Below are 18,551 nucleotides of genomic sequence, written 5' to 3'. Positions count from 1 at the left end.
CCTGTATGGACAGCCGTGAGTACGAGTTCGAGGGAGACTCGCCGGAGATACACGGATACGCACACGTCAGCCGCGAGTCGACGGTGGTCGGTGACGTGACGGTCGGCGCCAACGCGAACGTCTGGCCGGGGGCGGTCCTGCGGGGCGACGTCGGGCCGGTCGAGGTCGGTCGACAGACCGCCATCGGCGACGGGGCCATCCTCCACGCCTCGACGGTCGGCGAGAAGGTGATGGTGGGGCACGGGGCCGTCCTCAACGACGCCGAGGTCCGCGACGGCGCGCTCGTGGGCTTCAACTCCACCGTCAGCGAGGCGGTCATCGGGGAGCGCTCCATCGTCGCGATGGGCACCGTGGTCCCGCCGGGATACGAGGTGCCGGCGGAGTCCTTCGTCCGGGGGAGCCCGGCGACGGTCACCCCGCTCGACGAGACGAACATCGACCCCGACGAGGTGTTCGAGGCGTTCTCGTCGGGCGACTACGCCAACCTCGCCGCCCGGCACGGGGACCTCTTCGAGTGAGCCGCCTGGAGCCGTACTGACCAAACGGTGCGTTGACGACGAGGCACTTATGAGTGACGCGCGTACACACTGTTAATTAATGGACGACATCGTCGACCTGGTGACCAGTTCGCTCGCCGAGGAGACCGCAAGCGAGTTCGCCGCCCGGGTCGACAGGCAGGCCGCCACGCTCCGACGGGCCATCGAGGCCGGCGAGTTCGACAACGAGGGCTTCTCCGTCGGGCTGGAGGTCGAGCTGTACGCCATCAACGCGAAACCGGAACCACCGGACCCGGTCTCGGACGACGACGAGGCCGGCGACGACGATGAGCAGGTCGACGTCTCGGACCTGGACGACGACCTCTCGGGCGCCTCCGGAGAGGGTTCGGCCTGGGACGGCTCCCTCGAAGCGCCCGCCGAACCGGACAGCGGCAGCGCCTCGCTGGACCCCGAGGACGAGACAGCCTCGCCCGACCCTGAGGCCGACGATGCGAGTGCCGACGACGGCGAGGCGTTCGGCCCCGGCGAGGGACCGTCGCTCGACATCGACCCGGACAGCCCGCTGGCCGACGACGAACCCGAGGCGCCGACGGCCGAGGAGTCGGAACCGGCCGTCGAAGCCACCGAGGCACCGGCCGACGAGCCCTACATGGCTCCCGAAGACTGGGAGGGGCGGCTCACCCGTCTGCCCGACGTGGTCTTCGAGGGCGAGGCCAACAAGGAACTGGGCCTGCACAACGCCGAGGTCAACACCGCGCCAAACACCTTCGACCAGACGGGGATGGAGGTCCAGACCACCGCCGTCGAGATGCAGACCAAGCAGGCCCGCCAGCAAGCCAGCAACCAGCACTGTGAACTCGTGCTCGACGCGATGTGGACCATCCCGCCCGAGGAGGGCAGCTGGGAGTACCTTTCGGCTCACGAGGTCCGCGACGGCGTGACCGTCGCCGAGAACATGCGCCAGGCGCCGCGCTACGTCGCACTGGACAACGAGGCGCTGCGTCACGCCGCCGGCGCCATCGACTTCGACGTGCCGGGCTACTCGGGGTCCTTTCCCAGCATCCTCTTCGAGTCGCTGGCCACCTCCATCCAGCCCCACCTCGGGATTCCAGACGTCGAGGCGTTCCCGGCCTACTACAACGCCGCAATCCGGACGCTCGGGCCGTTGCTGGCCCTCTCGACGAACTCGCCGTTCCTGCCGGCGGACATGTACGACGACGTCGACGGCGAGTGGCTCTGTGCGAACACGCACCACGAACTGCGAATCGACGCCTTCGAGCAGTCGGTCAACACCAGCCGGAACCCGAAGGTCCGGGTCCCACGGGACATCGACGACACCACCGACGTCGTGGACCGCGTCGTCGCCGACGACCTCTTTGGCCCCTTCCTCCGGGAGTGGCTCGACGACAGCGAGCGCGAGAGCCTCGAGGACGACATCTGGGAGTTCGACCACAAGCGCGGGACCTACTGGCGGTGGCTCCGCTGTGTCGTCGGCGGGACGCCCGTCGACGGGGCCTGTGACGAGCGCTCGCTGCGCATCGAGTACCGCCCGCTCCCCACTCAGCCTCACGTCGACGACATGATCGGACTGCAGGCGCTCACCGTCGGGCTCATTCGCGGCCTGGTGGCCGCCGGGCACCCACTCGCGGAGCTCCCGTGGCAGGACGCGAAACAGAGCTTCTACAGCGCCGCCCGCGAAGGGCTGGACGCGGACCTCTCGTGGGTCACCGCCGACGGCCGGCGGACTACCGACCACGACGACATCTTCGAGGAGGTGTTCCGCTACGCCCGCCTCGGCCTCGCCGAACAGGACGTGCCCGAGGCCCGAATCGACGAGTACCTCGCTCCCATCGAAAACCGCTACGCGGCGGGCGAGACGCCCAGCTCCTGGAAGGTCGGTCGCGTCCGCGAGTACCTCGACGGCGGCGCGGACCTGTCGACGGCCATCACCGAGATGCAGCGCGACTACGTCGAGGCCTGCCACGAGCACCACTCCTTCGACGAGTGGCTGTAGGGCGCGTGGGAACCTGTCTCTGACCAGACTTATTCACCCGCAATCCCAAGCGTCGGGCGATGGTCTCAACTGGTGACGAAGCCCCGACGTTCTCCGCGACAGTAGCGAACGGCGAAGTCGAAGCGTTCGACCTCGACGACGAACTGGGCGACGGCCCGGTCGTCCTCGCGTTCTTCCCCGGCGCGTTCACGCCGCCGTGCTCGAACGAGATGGTCGCCCTGCAGGACCACCTGGAGGACTTCGAGGAGACCGGCGCGACGATCTACGGTATCAGCGCCGACTCGGCGTTCTCACAGAACGCCTTCCGCGACGAGCACGACCTCGAGTTCAGCCTCGTCAGCGACATGGACCGCGACGCCATCGAGGCCTACGACCAGCGCATCGACATCGACGAGCTCGGCCTGCTGGGCGTCGCGAACCGCTCGGTGTTCGTCGTCGACGACGACGGCGAGGTACGTTACAGCTGGGTCGCCGACGACCCGACGAACGAACCCGACTACGCGGAACTGGTCGAGGCCGCCGCGAGCGCCTGAGGACGACCACCCGCTGTTCGCTCGACTCCCTCGTCGTCAGCGACAGGTATCGTCGGCGCGGGTCAGTTCGCTGGTTCGCCCGGCTACTCGGTTCCGTCGGCCCGCCGTGCGCCGGTCCCCGCCTCGACGGAGTGGAGGTCGAACACCTCGCCGTCGAGCGCGACGCCCTCGTAGGGGTCCTCGGCCAGCAACAGCGCGCCGTCCAGGTCGACGTAGTCGACCAGCGACGCGAGGTGGACGGCGGCCGCGATAGAGGCGTTCGACTCGACCATGCAGCCGAGCATCGTCGAGAGGTCGTGGGCGTCGGCCGCGTGGAAGAGCCGCCTCGCGGCCCGGACGCCGCCGCACTTGACAAGTTTCGCGTTCACGACGTCGCAGGCGTCGGCCACCCGCGGGACGTCGCTCGGGGTGACACACGACTCGTCGGCCGCCACTGGAATGGAGGTGGCCTCTGTCACGGCCCGGAGTCCGTCCAGGTCGTCGGCTGCGACCGGCTGTTCGAGCATCGTCACGCCCGCGGCTTCCAGCCAGTCGAGGGCGTCGACGGCGTCGTCGGGAGTCCAGGCCGCGTTCGCGTCGACCCTGAGTTCGGCGTCGGGGGCTGCCTGTCGAACAGCGTTGAGGCGTCCCTCGTCGTCCTCGGTCCCGAGTTTCACCTTCAGATGCGAAAAGCCCGCCTCGACGGCCGATTCGGCTTTCCGGGCCATCTCCTCGGGGGTATCGATGCCGACGGTGTAGGTCGTCGGCGGGACCGCGTCGGGGTCCAGCCCCCACTGCTGGTAGAGAGGCACGCCGAGCGTGCGGGCCGACAGGTCGGCCAGCGCGATGGAGACGGCGCTGCGGGCCGCCGGCTGGTCGGGCGCGTGAGCGCGGAGTCGCCGCTCGATGCGCTGCCCAGCGTGTGGGTCGCCAATCGACTCGACGATATCGAGCAGGCCGGGGAGCGTCGTCGCGACGCTGTCGGCCGTCTCGTCGTAGTACGCCGAGGGCGTGACGGCGCCGACGCCGGTCGTTCCCTCGTGGGCGAGCTCGACGACCACTGACTCGCTGGTCCGGGTGGTCCCACGGGCGATGCCAAAGGGGTCGGCGATAGGGAGGTCGACCCGCTCTGCGGTCCCGTTCATAGGATAGCGTCCAGCACGTCGTCGGGGACGCCGAAGCGGACGGGGTCGGTCGCCGGCACGTCGATGGCGTCGGCGTAGGTCGCGACGGCGTCCTCGGCGGCCGCCTCGTCGAAATGGCGCGTGTTCAGCATCCCGGCGACCACGGACGCCTCGGCGACCGGTTCGGCGAGGCGTTCGTAGAGCTCGACGCACTCGTCCAGCGGCGGGATAGCGAACGACTCGTAGCCGTTGATGACTCGGTGGTCCTGCTCGTGACACAGGACCAGGGCGTCGGGGGCCGACCCGTGGAGGATGCTGGTCGTCACACCGGAGTACGCCGGGTGCGTGAGCGCACCCTGCCCCTCGACGATGAGCAGGTCGGCGTCGTCGGGCGTCTGGACGAGGCGCTCGACGGCCCCGGCCGCGTAGTCGGCGATGACGCGGTCGACGACGATACCCCACCCCTCGATGGCGACGCCGGTCTGGCCCGTTGGGACCACTTCGGCGTCGACGCCCCGCTCGCGGGCGGCGTCGCGGAGTTCGTAGGAGGCGGTCATCTTCCCCGTCGAGCAATCGGTCCCGACGGTGGTCACGACCCGCGCGTCGACGTCGCCGGCGGTGCCCTCGGCGACGCCGAGGTCCTCGGGGGGTTTCCGGAGGTCGACCAGGTCGGCGTCGTGTTCCGCGGCGAGTTCGGCGAACTTCTCGTCGTCTTCTAGGAAGTAGTGCAGGCCCGAGAGGACGTCACAGCCGCGCTCGAGCGCCTCGCGGACGTCGGCCCGCCAGGACTCGTCGAACCCGCCGCCGATGGGCGAGATACCGACCAGCAGGGCGTCGACGGCCGGCGCGTCGGCCATCGACGCGACGATAGGGGCGTCCTGGACGTCGGGCAGGTAGTCGTGGACGCGGTCGCCGGCGAGGTCGCGGTCGAGGACGGCACGGACGTCGTGGTCACCGTAGCGGAGCAGCCCGACGGCGGTCTTCGCGCCGTCGGGGAACTTCTCGTGGGCGAGGACTGCGAGTTCCATGCCTGAATCGACGCCACGCCGCGCCTAAAGTGATAGGATGCACGGGCGCACCGCCACGGCTTCAGGCGGGAGCCTCAGGGCACGCGCAGGCGGACCGTCCAGAGCGACCGGACCGCGTCGTCGAGCGCCGGTTCGGGGTCCCCGGTCGCGTCGACCGCGCGCGTCTGTGTCGCGAGGTCGGTGAACTCGTGGATGACCGAGCGCTCCCCGACGACGTACAGCGTCTCGGGGGCCACCGTCTCGATGGCGGCGCGACACCGCTCGAGGTGGGTGTCTATCTGCTGGTCGCGGAGCCGCTCGAAGCGGGCCTGGGAGAACCCGCCTTTCGAGTGCTGGCTCTTCAGGTCGGAGTCGAAGCCGTGGAACGCGGTCCGCTCGCGGCCCCGGTACTCCCCGAGGGCAAAGAGGTCCGAGCGCACCAGCGCGACGGTGTGTTCCCCGGTCGGTTCGAATCGCGAGCGGTCCAGTCGCACTGTGTCGGCCCACGTGGCGTAGGGGTCGGGGGCGACAGGGACCGAGAGACACGCGGACAGCAGCCCGGTGTCGTCGGTGACCGCCAGACACGGCGCGGCGCTGGCGACGAGTTCTGCCCGGTCGCCGAAGGCGTCGCGAACCGAATCCGGCAGGTCGCTCTCGGCGGCGACGTACGCGGTGAACACCCCCTCCGGCCCCGTCTCGAACGATTCGAGGCGGTCGAGCACCGCGCGGAGGCGCTCGCCGCGGAGCTGCTCCTCGGCGCGGAACGTCCGGTCGCCCTCCCGCGCGTCGAGTCGTGCCACGCGGTCCTCCAGCTCCTCGACCCGGTCTTCGAGTCGGTTGACCTCGCGCTCTGCCTCCTGGCGCTTCGTCGTTGCGTCGGCCCGGCGCTCTTTCTCGGCGTCGAGTTGCCGTTCGAGGTGGTGGTTCTCGTCTTCCAGGCTCTCGACGCGCTCTTTCAGCGCCGCCCGTCCGAGCAACCGGTCCAGCATCGACTGGAAGGCGTCGGGGGACGGGCTTAAATCCTGCCGACCGCGTTACTCGGCCCGCTCGGGGGACGTCGGTGCCCCCTCGGTGACCGAGAGCAACTGGGCGGCGTGGTCGGCCTTCGCGAGGAACACCTCGCGGAGGCTCGGCGGGTTCCGGACGCCCATCTCCTCGAGGGCATCCCGCGGAATCGCCAGCGTGTCCGCCGGGACCGCTTGATTCCCGCGGACAGCGAAGTGTCGCGGGCCGAGCTTCATCACCAGCGGGAGGTCTGTGCGCTCGACGCCCTCGCCGGTCGCGTACAGTTGCTGGTTGACTCGCTGGTGTTGTTCGCGGCACATCGTGGCCGCCGTTCCGTCGGTCGGTTCGACGTACAACCGACCGAGGTAGTATCCACGGGAGAACTGTTCGAACATCGGGTCGTGTGAACATACAACACGGTCACATATAGTAATTGGCCGACATCGTTATATGGACGTACAATGACACCGCCGTAGTGTGGCGGTTCTGCGCCGGACTCCGACAGGGCTTTGCCCCGAGGCCACGCGTTGGGGGATATGGAGCCCGAACGGGGGCCGCTCCCGCGCCGGTACGCCCGGTACTACCTGGAGAACACGCCGAGCCTGCTGTGGCTGGTCCTCGTCAACGTCGTCGCGATGCTGGTCGGGATGCGGTACTACGTCGACACCATGCCGGACGTCTCGACGTTCCTCTGGCCGCTGTACGCCGACTCGCCGGCTGCGCTGTTCCTGATGACGCTCTCGCTGGTGACGCTGATTCCGTTCCTCGGCCGGTCGCTGGACGAGGTGCCGGCGTCGCTCCCGCTCGCGTACCTGCACACCATCGCGCTCGTGTGGCTGGTGAAGATGGGGGTGTGGACGTTCGTCGCGCTCAACCTGGGGTTCGACGCCTACTTCCCGGCCCCCTGGGCGTACTTCGGTATCATCGTCACCCACCTCGGGTTCGTCGCGGAGGGACTGTTAGTGCCGCACTACGCCCGGACGACCAGGGGAGCGCTGGTGACCGCCCTCGTCCTCGCGCTCGCGAACGACGTGGTCGACTACGGCTTCGGCTACTTCCCGCCGCTCCGCTACGAACCGGGGGCTGCCCTCGTCGTCGCCTCCGTCTCGCTGTCCGTCGGGGCCGTCGTGCTGGCCTGGTATCTCCTGCCGAGACTCGACCAGACGACTCGATAAACGCTATTGGACTGTCTGTGGGGTCCGACGGGACCGGTGAACGAAGTGAACGGAGATGGCGATTTTTAGGGGTGGTCGGTCATAGTGAGAATACGATGAAACAACTGCAGGTCGGTCTCCTCGTGCTGATTGCGGTCCTCGCGGTCGTCGCAGTGCCGGCCGTCTCGGCTCAGACTGCCACCGGGACGGCGACGGAAACGCCGACGGCGAACGAGAGCGACGCCGACAGCCCGGCGCTCGGGACGCAGTTGACTGCGTTCCTGCAGTCCAACTCCGCAGCGGCCAACGACTCGGTCGAGAACGGGATGTGGAAGGCGAACTTCGAACGGGCCGAAGCCAGCCAGCGTGAACGGCTCGTCGACCGCCGAGCAGGGACGCTCGAACGCCGGCTCGAACGGCTGGAGGCCCGGAACGAGACCCTCCGGCAGCGCTACGAGGACGGCTCGCTGTCCCGGCAGGCCTACGTCGCCCAGCAGACTCGGCTGTCGGCCCGCATCGACGGGCTGCAGACCGCCGTCGACGACGCCGATACGGCGGCGACCCGGTCCGGCGTCGACAACGACCGGCTCGCTCGCCTCCGGCAGAGCGCGAGCGAGCTGACCGGTCCGGAGGTCGCCGAGATCGCCCGCGGACTGGGCGGTGGTCCGCCGGCCGACCGACCCGGACAGGCCGGTCCACCCGAGTCCGACGAGCCGACGACCAGCGGGAACGAGACCGCCGAGAACACCACTGAGAGCGGCGAGGGCTCCAGTGCATCGGGTCGTCCCGGACAGGGACAGGGGCAGGGTGCGGGGCTGACCGACCCCGGTGCCAGTGCCACTGACGACGTCGTTCGACGGACCATCGGCGCCCTGCTCGCGTCCGGGTTCGCCTGAGCCGGTCGCGAGGGGCACGCTTTTCAGTCCAGACCGCTAACCTAAGGTGAATGGACTCTGCTGCGTTACTCGACCTCCTGGGAAACGCCAACCGGCGACGGATACTGCGGCTCCTGGCACACAAACCCTGCTACGTGACGGAGATAAGCGAGTACCTCAGCGTCAGTCCGAAGGCGGTCATCGACCATCTCAAGAAACTCGAGGACGCGGGCCTCGTCGAGTCCCGGACCGACGACCAGCGTCGCAAGTACTTCTCTATCGCCCGGAACCTCCGGCTGGAGGTGCGGGTCTCGCCCTACGAGTTCGGGACGAAGAGCGCGTATCCGGCCAGTCCGAGCTTCGACATGTCGACGTGCAGACACCTCACCATCGACGTCGGCGGCTCGGACGACGGCTCACTGAAGGACCTCACGCGGGAACTGCAGCGCCTCGAACAACTGGCCAACGAGCTGTCGCTGGCCCAGCGATGGGTCCAGGGCCGCGTGACCGACGTCCGTGACCGTATCGACGAGAACGTCGAGAACGGCGACGGCCGACTGTACGCCGAAATCGTCAGCGCGCTTGCCAACGGCCACCGGTCGGCCGAGGCCGTCGCGCGGGAGATCGAGGCGCCGCCGGAGATGGTCGAGGAGGCTCTCCAGCGGCTCGAGCGCCAGGACATCGTCGAACGGAACGACGACCGCTGGGAATTGTCATAGGTCCCTGGTGAGGCCGTCCCGGAGGTCGCGGCCGAAGTAGTGACCGATTACGGCGAGTACGAGGCCGATACCGGCGGCGATGGCGAACAGCCGGGTCCCGTTGAACCCCTCGAAGACCACCGCCCGGGGGAGGAACTGGAGGAAGATGGCGAGCCCGGCGAGCGTCCCGCCGGCGAGTGCCATCTCGATGTAGCGGCCGCGCTTCGCGAGCAGGCCGTAGACGAACCCACCGAGCGCGATGCCCAGGACGCTGGTGAACGGAAGCAGCGGAATCACGCCACCAACGCCCATTCCCAGCGCGACGGCGACGAACGACCCGACGAGCGCCCGGAGCGAGAAGAACCGCCCGAGGCCGTCCTCGCGTCCTGAGGCCGCCTCGCTCGTCGCGGTGTCGGCCGTCGTCTGCCCCAGGCTGTCGATGTCGACACCCAGTCCGTCGTCGGCGTCGGCCGAATCGACCGACGACTCGCGGTCGCGGGTCCGCTCCTCCGTTCGCTCGGACATGCCTCACAATGGGGGGAGCGCACGTATGGACTTTTCGGGCGCGTGTCAGGTCCCTGGAGCGTGGTCCGGTCCGCGTCGAAACGAGTGGGTTCAAGTCACGCGGGCAGGAAGGGGCGCGCATGAACGCAGGCGACCGGGTCCGCGTCGACCGCGCGGGCCAGACCTACGAGGGCGTCTTGCTCCCCTCCAGTACGCCCGACCACCTCGTCGTCAAGCTCGACGGCGGGTACAACGTCGGCATCGACCGGACTGACGCCGACGTCGACGTGCTGGAGTCCGACGTCTACGACGTCGAGAGCGCACAGGACGAGCAGAGCCAGTCCGAGATTGCATTCGACGACGACCTCCCGACGGTGTCGCTCATCTCGACCGGCGGGACCATCGCCTCGACCGTCGACTACCGAACCGGTGCCGTCACCGCCCAGTTCGACGCCGAAGACGTCCTGCGAGCGGTGCCGGACCTCGCTGGGATGGCCAACTACCGCGGTCGCGTCGTCGCCAACATCCTCTCGGAGAACATGACACCCGCCGTCTGGCAGGACCTCGCTCAGGCTATCTACGAGGAGATCGAGGCCGGCGCGGACGGCGTCGTCGTCATGCACGGCACCGACACGATGCAGTTCACCGCGGCGGCGATAGCCTTCATGCTCGATACGCCGGTCCCCATCGTCTTCACCGGCTCCCAGCGCTCCGCGGACCGTCCGTCCTCCGATAACGTAATGAACGCCGTGAGTTCCGTCGAGGCGGCTACCAGCGACTGCGCCGAGGTGCTGGTCTGCATGCACGCAGACGAGTCCGACGACCGCTGTGCGCTGCATCGGGGCACCCGCGTCCGCAAGAACCACACCTCCCGCCGGGACGCCTTCGAGACGGTCGGCGCCAAGCCGCTGGGCGAGGTCGACTACGACGTCGACGGCGAGAACGCGGTCTCCTTCCGCCGCGAATACACCGAACGCGGCGCGAACGACCTCGCGCTCGCTTCGGACCTGGCGACCGACGTGGAACTCGTGAAGTTCACGCCGGGGATGGACACGACGCTGCTCGAAGCGGCCGCCGAGGGAAGCGACGGACTCGTCATCGAGGGCACTGGCCTGGGCCACGTCAACACCGACTGGATTTCGGTCATCGAGGACCTCGAGATTCCCGTCGTGATGACCAGCCAGTGTCTCGAGGGCCGCGTCTGTGACCGCGTCTACGACACCGGCCGTGACCTGCTTGATGCTGGTGTCGTCGAGGGTGAGGACATGCTCCCCGGGACCGCGAAGGTGAAACTGATGTGGGCGCTCGAGAACAGCAGCGACGTCGAAGATACGATGGCCGAGTCGCTCGCCGGCGAGATTCAGGACCGTTCGACGCCCTGGCTCTGAGGAAAGGCGTTTGGGTAGGGGTTTCGGAACGTCGCCCGTATTCCAGTCGTCATCCAGTGCCCTGCTTTCGGAGTCGTGCTGAATACGGCGCGGACATCTCGCACTACCTACTGCTGATCAGTGCGAGACCATTCAGCCACGAAATCGACCACGTACTATCCGGGATGGCTCCATCGACAATAGTACGTTCCCGCTCGGGCGATTCTCCGACCGCATTTCGGAAGGTGTCGACTCATACAGACAACAGTACGCCGTGACGTGCGACAGCGTGAGACATAACCGCAGGTGTCAGGTGCGGCTTAAGCCCGTCCAGTTCCGAGTTGTACCCATGACAACGACACAGGACCAGTTCCTCGGACTCGCGTTACTCGCGCTCCTCGTCACGCTCGGCGGCGAGCTACTTGCGGTGACGCTGCTCGTCACGATCGGCGTAACCAGTTTCTTCCTCGCCGTGGTGGGGCTGTTCGCGCTCATGACTGCCGCACTGATAGTCGGCGTCAGTCAGCGGTCCGGGCCGGACATGTACGATCCGGTCCTCATCGACAGGAGTCACACAGCAACACTGCCCGACGACCGCTGACACTGTCCATCGATAGCGCTGGACGTGTCGAACTGGAACGCTCTGGGCAGTCACGCTCTCGCGACGCACTACGCACACCCCCACCCCCGTGAGTACGTTCCCTGCAGAGCTCGGCGGTATCACCTCACGGAGTCGCCGTAGGTTTTTGACCGATGGCGACCCACGCTCTGGTATGTCCGTCCGGGTTCGCCAGGCACGCCACGACGACGCCGCCGACGTCGCCGCCTTCACCGCCGACGTCTGGCCGGACCGCGAGATGGTCGACTACATCCCCGACGTGTTCGACCGGTGGGTCGACAGTGACGGCCCGGCACAGCGGACGGTCGTCGCCGAGGCGGCCGACGGGTCGGTCGTCGGCCTTTGCCAGGGCATCCTGCTCTCGGACCACGAGGCGTGGCTCCAGGGGATGCGGATGGACCCCGACCACCGCGGCGGCGGCCACGGCCTGGCGATGGTCGAGGACCTCTTCGACTGGGCGCGAGACAATGGCGCGACGGTGGCCCGGAACATGGTGTTCTCGTGGAACGACGCCGGCCTCGGGCAATCGGTCGCAGCGGGGTTCGAGCCGACCTGCGAGTTCCGGTGGGCCCATCCCGAGCCCCGAGACGCCGACCCGTCGATGACCGTCGAGTCGGACCCGGCCGCGGCCTGGTCGTACTGGACCCGGAGCGACGCCCGAACGGCGCTGTCGGGCCTGGCGCTCGACGCCGAGCGGAGTTGGGCGCTCTCGGAGCTGACGCCCGCGTCGCTCGACCGGCTGGCCGACGAGCGGGCCGTCTTCGCCGTCAAAGGAAACGGGACGCGCGGGATGGCCTGCCGGGTCCGGACGACACAGGACTCGACGAGCGACGAACCGTTAGCCGAGTACGCCGTCGGCGCGTGGGCGGACGCCGACGCTGCCGCGGCGCTGTTCGACGCGATTCGGACCGACGCTGCGGCGATCGGCGTCGGGGCGACACGGGTCTTGATTCCGGAGACGCCGCGGCACGTCGCCGAGGCGGCGTTCGTCCGCGCGGGTATCAGCGAGTGGCCGGACTTCGTCCTGACGGCGGACCTCACCGGCGTCGAGTGACTCGCTAGCCGCCGCTGACCGGCGGGAACAGCGCGAGGTCCGTCTCCGGACCGACGGCCGTCCGGAGGCCGTCACCGTCGGCGAACGGATCTTCGCCGTCGACGAGGACGTGGATGTGCGGGGCCAGGTCGCCGTCGTCGTCGAGCACCTCCTCGGCCAGTTCCGGCCGAGTGGCGAGGAGCGCCTCCAGCGCCGTCTCGACCGTGGCGTCGTCCCCGACGTCGACGCTGACCGTCGCTCCGCCGGCGACCTCTCGCAGGTGGGCGAACAGCTGCCACTCCATAGTCGACCAGGGGACAGCGCGCCTAAAGAGGGTTCCGTCGGCTCAGCGGTCGTCGGCTTCGTCGCGGTCCGCCCCGTCGTCGGCCGAGTCTGCGTCCTGCTCGTCGTCGACCAGCCGGTCGTCCGGGTCCCAGACCTCCACGTCGTCCGAGGACGTGAGGAAGTCGTCGACGTCGACTTCTGCCTCGCTCTCGTCGCCCGCCAGCGAGCCGAAGACGTCGTCGCCGTCGGCCTGGGCTTCGAAGTCGTCGTCACTGGCCTCGCCGTCGAGTACGTCGGTGGTGTCCTCGCCCGCAGGGTCACCGTTGTCTGTCGGCTCCGGGGCCGTGTCGTCGTCCGAGCCGTCCGCCGAGCCGGACGCCTCGGTGCTCCCCGTCTCCGGTCCGTCGGCGTGCTCGGCTGGCCCCCGCCCGTCGTCACCGGCTGCCGGTTCTGCCTCGCCAGTGTCGTCTGTCGGCTCCTCGCTGGGTGCGTCGTCGCCGGCTCCGGCGGTGGTCTGCGCGACCGTCGCCGAACCGGTCTGTGGCGCTCCACCACTGCCCGTCTCGGCTGCGTCGTCGGTCGGTGTCTCGCCGTCGCTCGACTCACCGGGGTCGCCGGTCGGCACGCCCCCGGGGGCGTCTGGGTCAGTCTGTGACGCGGCCGCCGTGTCCGGCTCGCTGGCCCCGTCGGCCCCGTCCGACGTGCCGGCGGCGGCCGACTCGATACGCCGGAGCTCGGTCGGTTTCGCGATGAGATAGAGGACGTCACCGGCCGACAGCGACGCCGCCGAGGCGGGAATCGTCGTCGGTGCCGCGTCCTCGCGGGTTATCGCGACCACCGTCGCCTCGACGCTGCCGACCGTCGCGCCGTCGAGGGTGCTCCCGGGGCCGACGGTGACGGTGCCCATCGTCTCGTCGGCGGCCCGCAGGAGCGACGCGAACTCGCGGTCGGGACGGTCCTCGACGGGGAGGGTGACGAGGCGATAGCGCTCTCGCTGGTCCAGTTTGGGCGTCTCGGCGGCGTCGATGGCGACCGTGACTGTCTCGCCGGCGATACCCCTGAGCTCGCCCGTCAGGACCCGCTGTGGGGGGTCGGTCTCCCAGACCTGCACGAGGTCGCCGGCGCTGGCGGCGTTCGCCGGGTCGGCCCTGATGGCGACGGCGTTCGTCGAGGGTGGGAGCGTCGGCCCGATACCCGCCGCGCGAGACCCGACGGCGAGGTAGGTCACCGAGCCGTCGTCGGCGAGGTCGAGGTCGACGTGGCCGACGCCGTAGTCGGTCTTCAGCCGCGAGACGAGTCTGCTTCGGAGTTCGTCCCTGGTCAGCCGGCGGGGGAAGAGGAACCGCCGGTTCGCGAGGTCGTCCTTAATCGCCTCAGGCATCGGGTCGTAGCCGACGATGTCGTCGATCTCCTCGGGGAGTTTGACCGAGGTGACCCGGCCGACGGTCTGGACGATTTCGCTGACGTCCGCGTCGATGTCACGTCCGCCGGTCGTCACGAAGAGGTCCGTCCCGAGCCGGTCCCCGACTCCGAGCCCGACGTACGACGCGACGCCGCCGACGGCGAACGCGGCGAGGTTCGGCAGGACGGCCCGGAGCTCGAGGACGTCCTCTTGGCCGCCGATGACTTGGCCGAGCGCCGTCGTCGTCCCGAGGTACAGCGCGACGACGGTCAGCCCGAAGAGTACGGCCAGTCCGTTCGGGACGTGCTCGCGGACGTACCACCGGTACAGGAGGGCGACGAGCCCCGAGACGGTCGCGACGGCGATGGCGAGCCCGAGCAGTTCGCTGCCCTCCTGCAGCAGCATCGCGGTGTCGGCGCTCTGGAGGGCGAGCGTCATGCGACGGCCTCCGCGAACGTCTCGAGTTCGTCGCGTTTCCCGACGGCGTACAGTTCGTCACCGGCCTGGACGTCGGTGTCGCCCCGCGGCCCGACCTGCCAGCCGCCCTGTTTCCGGATGGCCAGGACACCCACGCCGTAGGTCCCACGAACGCCCGCTTCGCCGAGCGTCGCTCCGTCGAGCGCGCCGTCCGGGCGGACACTGAGTTTGCGGAACCGGCTGCCGGCCCGCCGAAGGAGCGAGACGAGCTCGTACTCCCGGCGGATGCCACGCGGCTCGACGACCACCTTCGCGTGGGCCGCCCGCAACAGCGGCTGGACGTCCGTCCGGGTGACGGCGACCGTCAGTCGCCCCTCACCACCCGTCGTCGTCGGTGCCTGGACCGGCGTGGGCGGTTTCTCGGCGTCGTCCAGCTCGGGCTCGTCGGGCGTCTCCGGCTCCGGGGTGGCGTCCCCGGACCGGGCACTGACGACGGTGCCGCGGATTTGTGCGTCCGGCGTCAACACGGTCACCTCGTCGTTCCGTGCCAGCCCGGTCGGCAGCAGCGCGTCGACCGAGACGGCGTGGCGACTGTCGCCGATACGTTTCGAGAGCCCCGAGAACGGTGGGGCGGCGACGATGGTCGCCCGGCCCTGCTCGTCGACCGTCACCGAGACGTCGCCGAGGTCGAACTCGGTCTGCAGCCGGTCTTCCAGCCGCGCCTCGAGTTCGCCGATTCTGAGGTCCGCCGGGAAGGTCCACTCCTCGCCGCGAATCTCCGCCCGGAGCGGTTCCGAGAGCGGCGGGTACCCCTCCATGTCGGCCACCTCGCCGACGACCTGGATGCGGACCTCGTCGCGCCCGCCCATCAGTTCGACCACGTCGGACGAGATGCGGCGGTCGCGCAACTTCTCGAACGAGAGGCGTTTGGGGAACTTCGCTCCCATCTGGTCGCCCTTACTGTGTGCGTACAGCGACACCATCCCGACGAGGAGAATCGCCGTGAGAATCCGCTCGGCGTTCGGTGCCTGGGTAATCGACTCGTCGGCCAGCGCCAGCAGGCCGCCGCTGACGCCCGCCAGCGCGATAGAGAGGACCACTACCCCGAAGCCGGGAACCGTCACCCCCGTGAAGTACTTGAACCCGAACCCGAGCGCCCACGAGACCAGGGCCGGGATGACGCCTACGAGGAGCCCCAGATAGATGCCCATGAGAATTTCGAGCGGAAGGGAAGCCATGTCTCCACCGTGAGTGCCGATTACTAAATGGGTTCCGGCGGCCCGAGGGCGTCTGCTATTGGAATGACAGCATATATAGGTAATCGAGCGGGTATCGGAGAGATATGGACTGGTCGCGCGACTGGTTGGGTGCGCGGGCGACGATACTCCTGCCGACGCTCGTCGCCGTCCTGTCGTTCGCGACGGGCGTCATCAACATCAGCGACGTCACCGTCTCGGGGCCGCTGGCGTTGTACATCCCGGAGACGATACAGCGGACCGCCGGGTTCACCGGCGCGCTTACCGGGTTCTCCCTGTTGTTGAGCGTGGTCGGGCTGCGCCGGCGACTGCGCATCGCGTGGTACGCCACCGTCGTCTTGCTCCCCATCTCGGCGGTGCAGGGACTCGTCCAGACGTCGGCGTTCTCGTTCCCGCTGGTCGCGCTGTCGCTGGTCTCGCTGCCGACGATGCTGCTGAACCGCCACCGGTTCACGCGGGCCATCGACCTGACGACGGCGCAACTGGCCGCCGGTGCGGCCCTCATCGGGGCGCAGGTGTACGGGACCGTCGGTACCTACGCGCTGCGCGACGAGTTCGGCAGCGTCTCGACGCTCACCGACGCCTTCTACTACTCCATCGTCACCGCGAGCACCGTCGGCTACGGCGACCTCACGCCACAGACCCAGCAGGCGAAGCTGTTCGCCATGTCGGTGGTCGTCCTCGGGACCGCCAGTTTCGCCATCGCGCTGGGGTCGCTGCTCGGCCCGGCTATCGAACAACGCCTCTCGGAGGCACTCGGAAAAATGACAGACGCACAACTCGACCTGCTCGAGGACCACGTGCTGGTCCTCGGGTACGGCGACATGACCGAACCGGTTCTCGAAGAGTTCGCGGACATCATCGACTACATCGTCATCACGGAGGACAAGGACGTCGCCTCGCGCCTCAAGCAGCGGGACATCCCGGTGCTGACCGCCGACCCAAGCGACGAGGACCCGCTGATACGGGCCGGTATCGCCGACGCGCGGGCGGTGGTGGTCGCGACCAGCGACGACGCCCAGGACGCCCTGGCCATCCTGACCGCGAACAACCTCAACCCCGACGTCAACATCGTGGCGGCCGCTGCCGAGCGCGAGAACATCGAGAAGCTCCGGCGGGCTGGGGCCGATACGGTCATCAGCCCCATGGTCATCGGCGGCCACCTGCTCGTCCAGTCGGCGCTGGGACAGAAGGGGATGGAGAGCCTCGCCGACCACATCACGAAGGTCGACGACGAGGAGACGGCCGCGAAGATGGCCGGCGACGAGGAGTAAGCCGCCCGGTCAGTCGCTGTCGACGATAGCGACGTCCGTCTCGACGGCTTCCAGCCGCTCGAAGGTCGGCGGCGAGATGAACCGGGAGGCGGCGCTGCGGTCCTGACTGGCGCCGATGACGACCAGGTCGTACTGCGCCCCGGTGGCCGCGAGGAAGTCGGTGATGTCGGACCGACTGACCCGCGTCTCGACGTCGCCCTCGAACGGGTCGACGAGACTCGCCAGCATCTCCTCTGCGCGGCGCCGGTCGTCCCGGTCGCCGATGCAGGTCCCGACGGCGACCTGTCCGCTCTTGCCGGCCAACCGTAACGCGAAGTCCACCATGTGGTTGGCGACGTCGCTGGCCCGCCGGACCGGAACCAGTACCTCCTTCCAGCGGGTCCGCTCGCCACGCGAGCGGTGGACGACGACGTCGATGTCGGCCCGGAACAGGCGCCGCAGGAACGTCGAGAGCGCGCCGTGTTCGCTCTCGTACGGAGCGACGACGAGGTCACAATTCGTCTCGGCGGCCGTCTGTATCGCCGTCGCGGCCGGCGTGCCCGTGTCGACGGCGACGGCGACCTGACAGGGGACGCCGACCTGCGTCTCGATTCGGGCGGCGTGGGTCTCCAGCCAGTCGACCTGCGCCGTGAGGTTGTCCGCGCCCGTGAGGCTGCCCGGCGTGTCGCCCCCACTGGGGTCCAACGCACGTCCGCCGTCGGCCCTGCCCGTCCCGTCCTGGTCTTCGAGTAGCGACCGTTCGGCCTCGGCAGCCTCGGCGTCGGCGACAACGTCGAGCAGAACGACCTTCCCCGCCTCGTGGGCGGCTGCGAGGCGCGCCCCCAGCATCGCCGTCTTCCCGGCGTGCTCGCCGCGCATCGGCACCAGCACCCGGTCGTCGCCCTGGGTCGACTCGTAGATGAACGTCGCCCGGCGCTCGTAGAACTGGTCGCGCCAGACGAGGAAGACGACGGCGACGATGGCACTCGCGAGGAAGATTCCCCCGAGGAAGGGGAGCCGCTGGTCGGGCTGGACCAGCAGCGTCAGCAGCGCCGTCGCGTACGCCGACGGCTCCTCGATGTCGAGCGGCCACGTGACGGCGCCCGTCAGGAACACCGAGAGCGCAGCGGCCACCGCGTTCACCTCGAAGACGGCCGTCGGCGCGTTTAGCACCGTGTTCGACACCCACAGCGCAGCCAGGCCACAGGCCGCGCCGATGGTCAAGCCGGCGACGAACCGACCCGGCTCGGAGTACTTCCCGTGCGGGTCGACAAAGAGTGTGTAGCTGCCCGCCGCGAGCGGGGGAAAGAGGAGGAAACTGAGCGACGGCACCGTGTTCGACAGCGTGGTGACCAGCCAGATGAGCAGCGGGACGAACACGAGCACCGACAGGTGGACCAGTCGGTCAGTCTGGGCCAGCCACCGGCGCAGCTCGTGGAGCTCGCGCCGCTCGAGTCGCCGCGCTCGCGCCGTCCCGGCACGGAGCAACTCGGTGAGGCGGTCGAGCATACCCGGTGGAAGGGACGAGC

The 18,551-nt window shown here is 69.0% G+C and carries 19 protein-coding genes; 10 read left to right on the top strand and 9 right to left on the bottom strand.

The genetic code is table 11. The features are described from left to right. Positions 1-5: 5 nt before the first annotated feature. The 3 genes from P1L41_RS00475 to P1L41_RS00465 all read left to right on the top strand — a co-directional run bounded on the left by P1L41_RS00475 (position 6) and on the right by P1L41_RS00465 (position 3,044). The gene (locus P1L41_RS00475) at positions 6-518 is read left to right on the top strand and encodes a gamma carbonic anhydrase family protein (RefSeq protein WP_276296922.1); all 513 of its coding nucleotides are present in this window, start codon (positions 6-8) and stop codon (positions 516-518) included. Positions 519-597: 79 nt separating this feature from the next. Continuing rightward, the gene (locus P1L41_RS00470) at positions 598-2,511 is read left to right on the top strand and encodes a glutamate-cysteine ligase family protein (RefSeq protein ID WP_276296921.1); all 1,914 of its coding nucleotides are present in this window, start codon (positions 598-600) and stop codon (positions 2,509-2,511) included. Between the two features lie 59 nt (positions 2,512-2,570). Continuing rightward, complete coding sequence (locus P1L41_RS00465) at positions 2,571-3,044, top strand: redoxin domain-containing protein (protein WP_276296920.1); 474 nt, start codon at positions 2,571-2,573, stop codon at positions 3,042-3,044. Positions 3,045-3,127: 83 nt separating this feature from the next. Here the strand turns inward: P1L41_RS00465 and P1L41_RS00460 are convergent, their stop codons facing one another. The 4 genes from P1L41_RS00460 to P1L41_RS00445 all read right to left on the bottom strand — a co-directional run bounded on the left by P1L41_RS00460 (position 3,128) and on the right by P1L41_RS00445 (position 6,554). Continuing rightward, positions 3,128-4,168 (bottom strand): dipeptide epimerase, encoded by a 1,041-nt coding sequence (locus P1L41_RS00460; protein ID WP_276296919.1) that lies wholly within the window; start codon positions 4,166-4,168, stop codon positions 3,128-3,130. Next, complete coding sequence (locus P1L41_RS00455) at positions 4,165-5,175, bottom strand: N-acetyltransferase DgcN family protein (RefSeq protein ID WP_276296918.1); 1,011 nt, start codon at positions 5,173-5,175, stop codon at positions 4,165-4,167. Before P1L41_RS00455 ends, P1L41_RS00460 begins: the two co-directional genes overlap by 4 nt. A gap of 74 nt (positions 5,176-5,249) precedes the next feature. Then, positions 5,250-6,143, bottom strand: coding sequence for a Vms1/Ankzf1 family peptidyl-tRNA hydrolase (locus tag P1L41_RS00450; RefSeq protein WP_276296917.1), 894 nt, complete (start codon positions 6,141-6,143; stop codon positions 5,250-5,252). Positions 6,144-6,188: 45 nt separating this feature from the next. Then, entirely contained in the window at positions 6,189-6,554 is a 366-nt protein-coding gene (locus tag P1L41_RS00445; RefSeq protein ID WP_276296916.1) for a DUF5802 family protein, read from the bottom strand. A 141-nt stretch (positions 6,555-6,695) separates the two neighbouring features. Between P1L41_RS00445 and P1L41_RS00440 the strand changes: the two genes are divergently transcribed. The 3 genes from P1L41_RS00440 (at position 6,696) to P1L41_RS00430 (ending at position 8,907) form a co-directional block, all read left to right on the top strand. Beyond that, entirely contained in the window at positions 6,696-7,334 is a 639-nt protein-coding gene (locus P1L41_RS00440) for a DUF1405 domain-containing protein (RefSeq protein ID WP_276296915.1), read from the top strand. Positions 7,335-7,429: 95 nt separating this feature from the next. Further along, on the top strand, positions 7,430-8,209 hold the full coding sequence (locus P1L41_RS00435) for a hypothetical protein (RefSeq protein ID WP_276296914.1): 780 nt from the start codon (positions 7,430-7,432) through the stop codon (positions 8,207-8,209). 50 nt (positions 8,210-8,259) lie between these two features. Continuing rightward, positions 8,260-8,907, top strand: coding sequence for an ArsR/SmtB family transcription factor (locus P1L41_RS00430; RefSeq protein WP_276296913.1), 648 nt, complete (start codon positions 8,260-8,262; stop codon positions 8,905-8,907). Here P1L41_RS00430 and P1L41_RS00425 read toward each other — a convergent pair. After that, complete coding sequence (locus tag P1L41_RS00425; RefSeq protein ID WP_276296912.1) at positions 8,902-9,411, bottom strand: YybS family protein; 510 nt, start codon at positions 9,409-9,411, stop codon at positions 8,902-8,904. The two genes, P1L41_RS00430 and P1L41_RS00425, sit on opposite strands and share 6 nt — an antisense overlap. Before the next feature lie 119 nt (positions 9,412-9,530). Between P1L41_RS00425 and gatD the strand changes: the two genes are divergently transcribed. The 3 genes from gatD (at position 9,531) to P1L41_RS00410 (ending at position 12,430) form a co-directional block, all read left to right on the top strand. Then, on the top strand, positions 9,531-10,778 hold the full coding sequence (gene gatD, locus P1L41_RS00420) for a Glu-tRNA(Gln) amidotransferase subunit GatD (protein WP_276296911.1): 1,248 nt from the start codon (positions 9,531-9,533) through the stop codon (positions 10,776-10,778). Between the two features lie 328 nt (positions 10,779-11,106). Continuing rightward, a complete protein-coding gene (locus P1L41_RS00415; RefSeq protein WP_276296910.1) occupies positions 11,107-11,358 on the top strand; it encodes a hypothetical protein in 252 nt (83 codons plus the stop codon). Positions 11,359-11,530: 172 nt separating this feature from the next. Further along, a complete protein-coding gene (locus P1L41_RS00410) occupies positions 11,531-12,430 on the top strand; it encodes a GNAT family N-acetyltransferase (protein WP_276296909.1) in 900 nt (299 codons plus the stop codon). Between the two features lie 4 nt (positions 12,431-12,434). On the opposite strand, the gene P1L41_RS00405 is transcribed toward P1L41_RS00410, so the two are convergent. Genes P1L41_RS00405 through P1L41_RS00395 form a run of 3 tightly spaced genes read right to left on the bottom strand, consistent with a single transcriptional unit; the run spans position 12,435 to position 15,751 of the window. Beyond that, positions 12,435-12,713: a ubiquitin-like small modifier protein 1 gene (locus P1L41_RS00405; protein WP_276296908.1), complete on the bottom strand. Its 279-nt coding sequence runs from the start codon at positions 12,711-12,713 to the stop codon at positions 12,435-12,437. 42 nt (positions 12,714-12,755) lie between these two features. After that, positions 12,756-14,534: a DUF8167 domain-containing protein gene (locus P1L41_RS00400; protein ID WP_276296907.1), complete on the bottom strand. Its 1,779-nt coding sequence runs from the start codon at positions 14,532-14,534 to the stop codon at positions 12,756-12,758. Then, entirely contained in the window at positions 14,531-15,751 is a 1,221-nt protein-coding gene (locus P1L41_RS00395) for a potassium channel family protein (RefSeq protein WP_276296906.1), read from the bottom strand. The genes P1L41_RS00400 and P1L41_RS00395 overlap by 4 nt, the downstream gene beginning before the upstream one ends. A 104-nt stretch (positions 15,752-15,855) precedes the next feature. Between P1L41_RS00395 and P1L41_RS00390 the strand changes: the two genes are divergently transcribed. After that, entirely contained in the window at positions 15,856-17,043 is a 1,188-nt protein-coding gene (locus P1L41_RS00390) for an NAD-binding protein (RefSeq protein WP_276296905.1), read from the top strand. Positions 17,044-17,052: 9 nt separating this feature from the next. Here P1L41_RS00390 and P1L41_RS00385 read toward each other — a convergent pair whose 3' ends face one another. Continuing rightward, complete coding sequence (locus P1L41_RS00385) at positions 17,053-18,531, bottom strand: HPP family protein (RefSeq protein ID WP_276296904.1); 1,479 nt, start codon at positions 18,529-18,531, stop codon at positions 17,053-17,055. Between the last annotated feature and the right edge of the window lie 20 nt (positions 18,532-18,551).

The sequence above is a fragment of the Haloarcula ordinaria genome (assembly GCF_029338275.1).
In the GTDB taxonomy this organism is placed as follows: domain Archaea; phylum Halobacteriota; class Halobacteria; order Halobacteriales; family Haloarculaceae; genus Haloarcula; species Haloarcula ordinaria.
Note: the sequence above shows the minus strand (reverse complement) of the source record. Positions and strands in the feature narration are given on the sequence as shown.

Excerpts from the sequence above, each read along its gene's own strand:
- P1L41_RS00475 (WP_276296922.1), top strand. The coding sequence starts at position 6 with ATGGACAGCCGTGAGTACGAGTTCGAGGGAGACTCGCCGGAGATACAC.
- P1L41_RS00470 (WP_276296921.1), top strand. The coding sequence starts at position 598 with ATGGACGACATCGTCGACCTGGTGACCAGTTCGCTCGCCGAGGAGACC.
- P1L41_RS00465 (WP_276296920.1), top strand. The coding sequence starts at position 2,571 with ATGGTCTCAACTGGTGACGAAGCCCCGACGTTCTCCGCGACAGTAGCG.
- P1L41_RS00460 (WP_276296919.1), bottom strand. The coding sequence starts at position 4,168 with ATGAACGGGACCGCAGAGCGGGTCGACCTCCCTATCGCCGACCCCTTT.
- P1L41_RS00455 (WP_276296918.1), bottom strand. The coding sequence starts at position 5,175 with ATGGAACTCGCAGTCCTCGCCCACGAGAAGTTCCCCGACGGCGCGAAG.
- P1L41_RS00450 (WP_276296917.1), bottom strand. The coding sequence starts at position 6,143 with ATGCTGGACCGGTTGCTCGGACGGGCGGCGCTGAAAGAGCGCGTCGAG.
- P1L41_RS00445 (WP_276296916.1), bottom strand. The coding sequence starts at position 6,554 with ATGTTCGAACAGTTCTCCCGTGGATACTACCTCGGTCGGTTGTACGTC.
- P1L41_RS00440 (WP_276296915.1), top strand. The coding sequence starts at position 6,696 with ATGGAGCCCGAACGGGGGCCGCTCCCGCGCCGGTACGCCCGGTACTAC.
- P1L41_RS00435 (WP_276296914.1), top strand. The coding sequence starts at position 7,430 with ATGAAACAACTGCAGGTCGGTCTCCTCGTGCTGATTGCGGTCCTCGCG.
- P1L41_RS00430 (WP_276296913.1), top strand. The coding sequence starts at position 8,260 with ATGGACTCTGCTGCGTTACTCGACCTCCTGGGAAACGCCAACCGGCGA.
- P1L41_RS00425 (WP_276296912.1), bottom strand. The coding sequence starts at position 9,411 with ATGTCCGAGCGAACGGAGGAGCGGACCCGCGACCGCGAGTCGTCGGTC.
- gatD (WP_276296911.1), top strand. The coding sequence starts at position 9,531 with ATGAACGCAGGCGACCGGGTCCGCGTCGACCGCGCGGGCCAGACCTAC.
- P1L41_RS00415 (WP_276296910.1), top strand. The coding sequence starts at position 11,107 with ATGACAACGACACAGGACCAGTTCCTCGGACTCGCGTTACTCGCGCTC.
- P1L41_RS00410 (WP_276296909.1), top strand. The coding sequence starts at position 11,531 with ATGTCCGTCCGGGTTCGCCAGGCACGCCACGACGACGCCGCCGACGTC.
- P1L41_RS00405 (WP_276296908.1), bottom strand. The coding sequence starts at position 12,713 with ATGGAGTGGCAGCTGTTCGCCCACCTGCGAGAGGTCGCCGGCGGAGCG.
- P1L41_RS00400 (WP_276296907.1), bottom strand. The coding sequence starts at position 14,534 with ATGACGCTCGCCCTCCAGAGCGCCGACACCGCGATGCTGCTGCAGGAG.
- P1L41_RS00395 (WP_276296906.1), bottom strand. The coding sequence starts at position 15,751 with ATGGCTTCCCTTCCGCTCGAAATTCTCATGGGCATCTATCTGGGGCTC.
- P1L41_RS00390 (WP_276296905.1), top strand. The coding sequence starts at position 15,856 with ATGGACTGGTCGCGCGACTGGTTGGGTGCGCGGGCGACGATACTCCTG.
- P1L41_RS00385 (WP_276296904.1), bottom strand. The coding sequence starts at position 18,531 with ATGCTCGACCGCCTCACCGAGTTGCTCCGTGCCGGGACGGCGCGAGCG.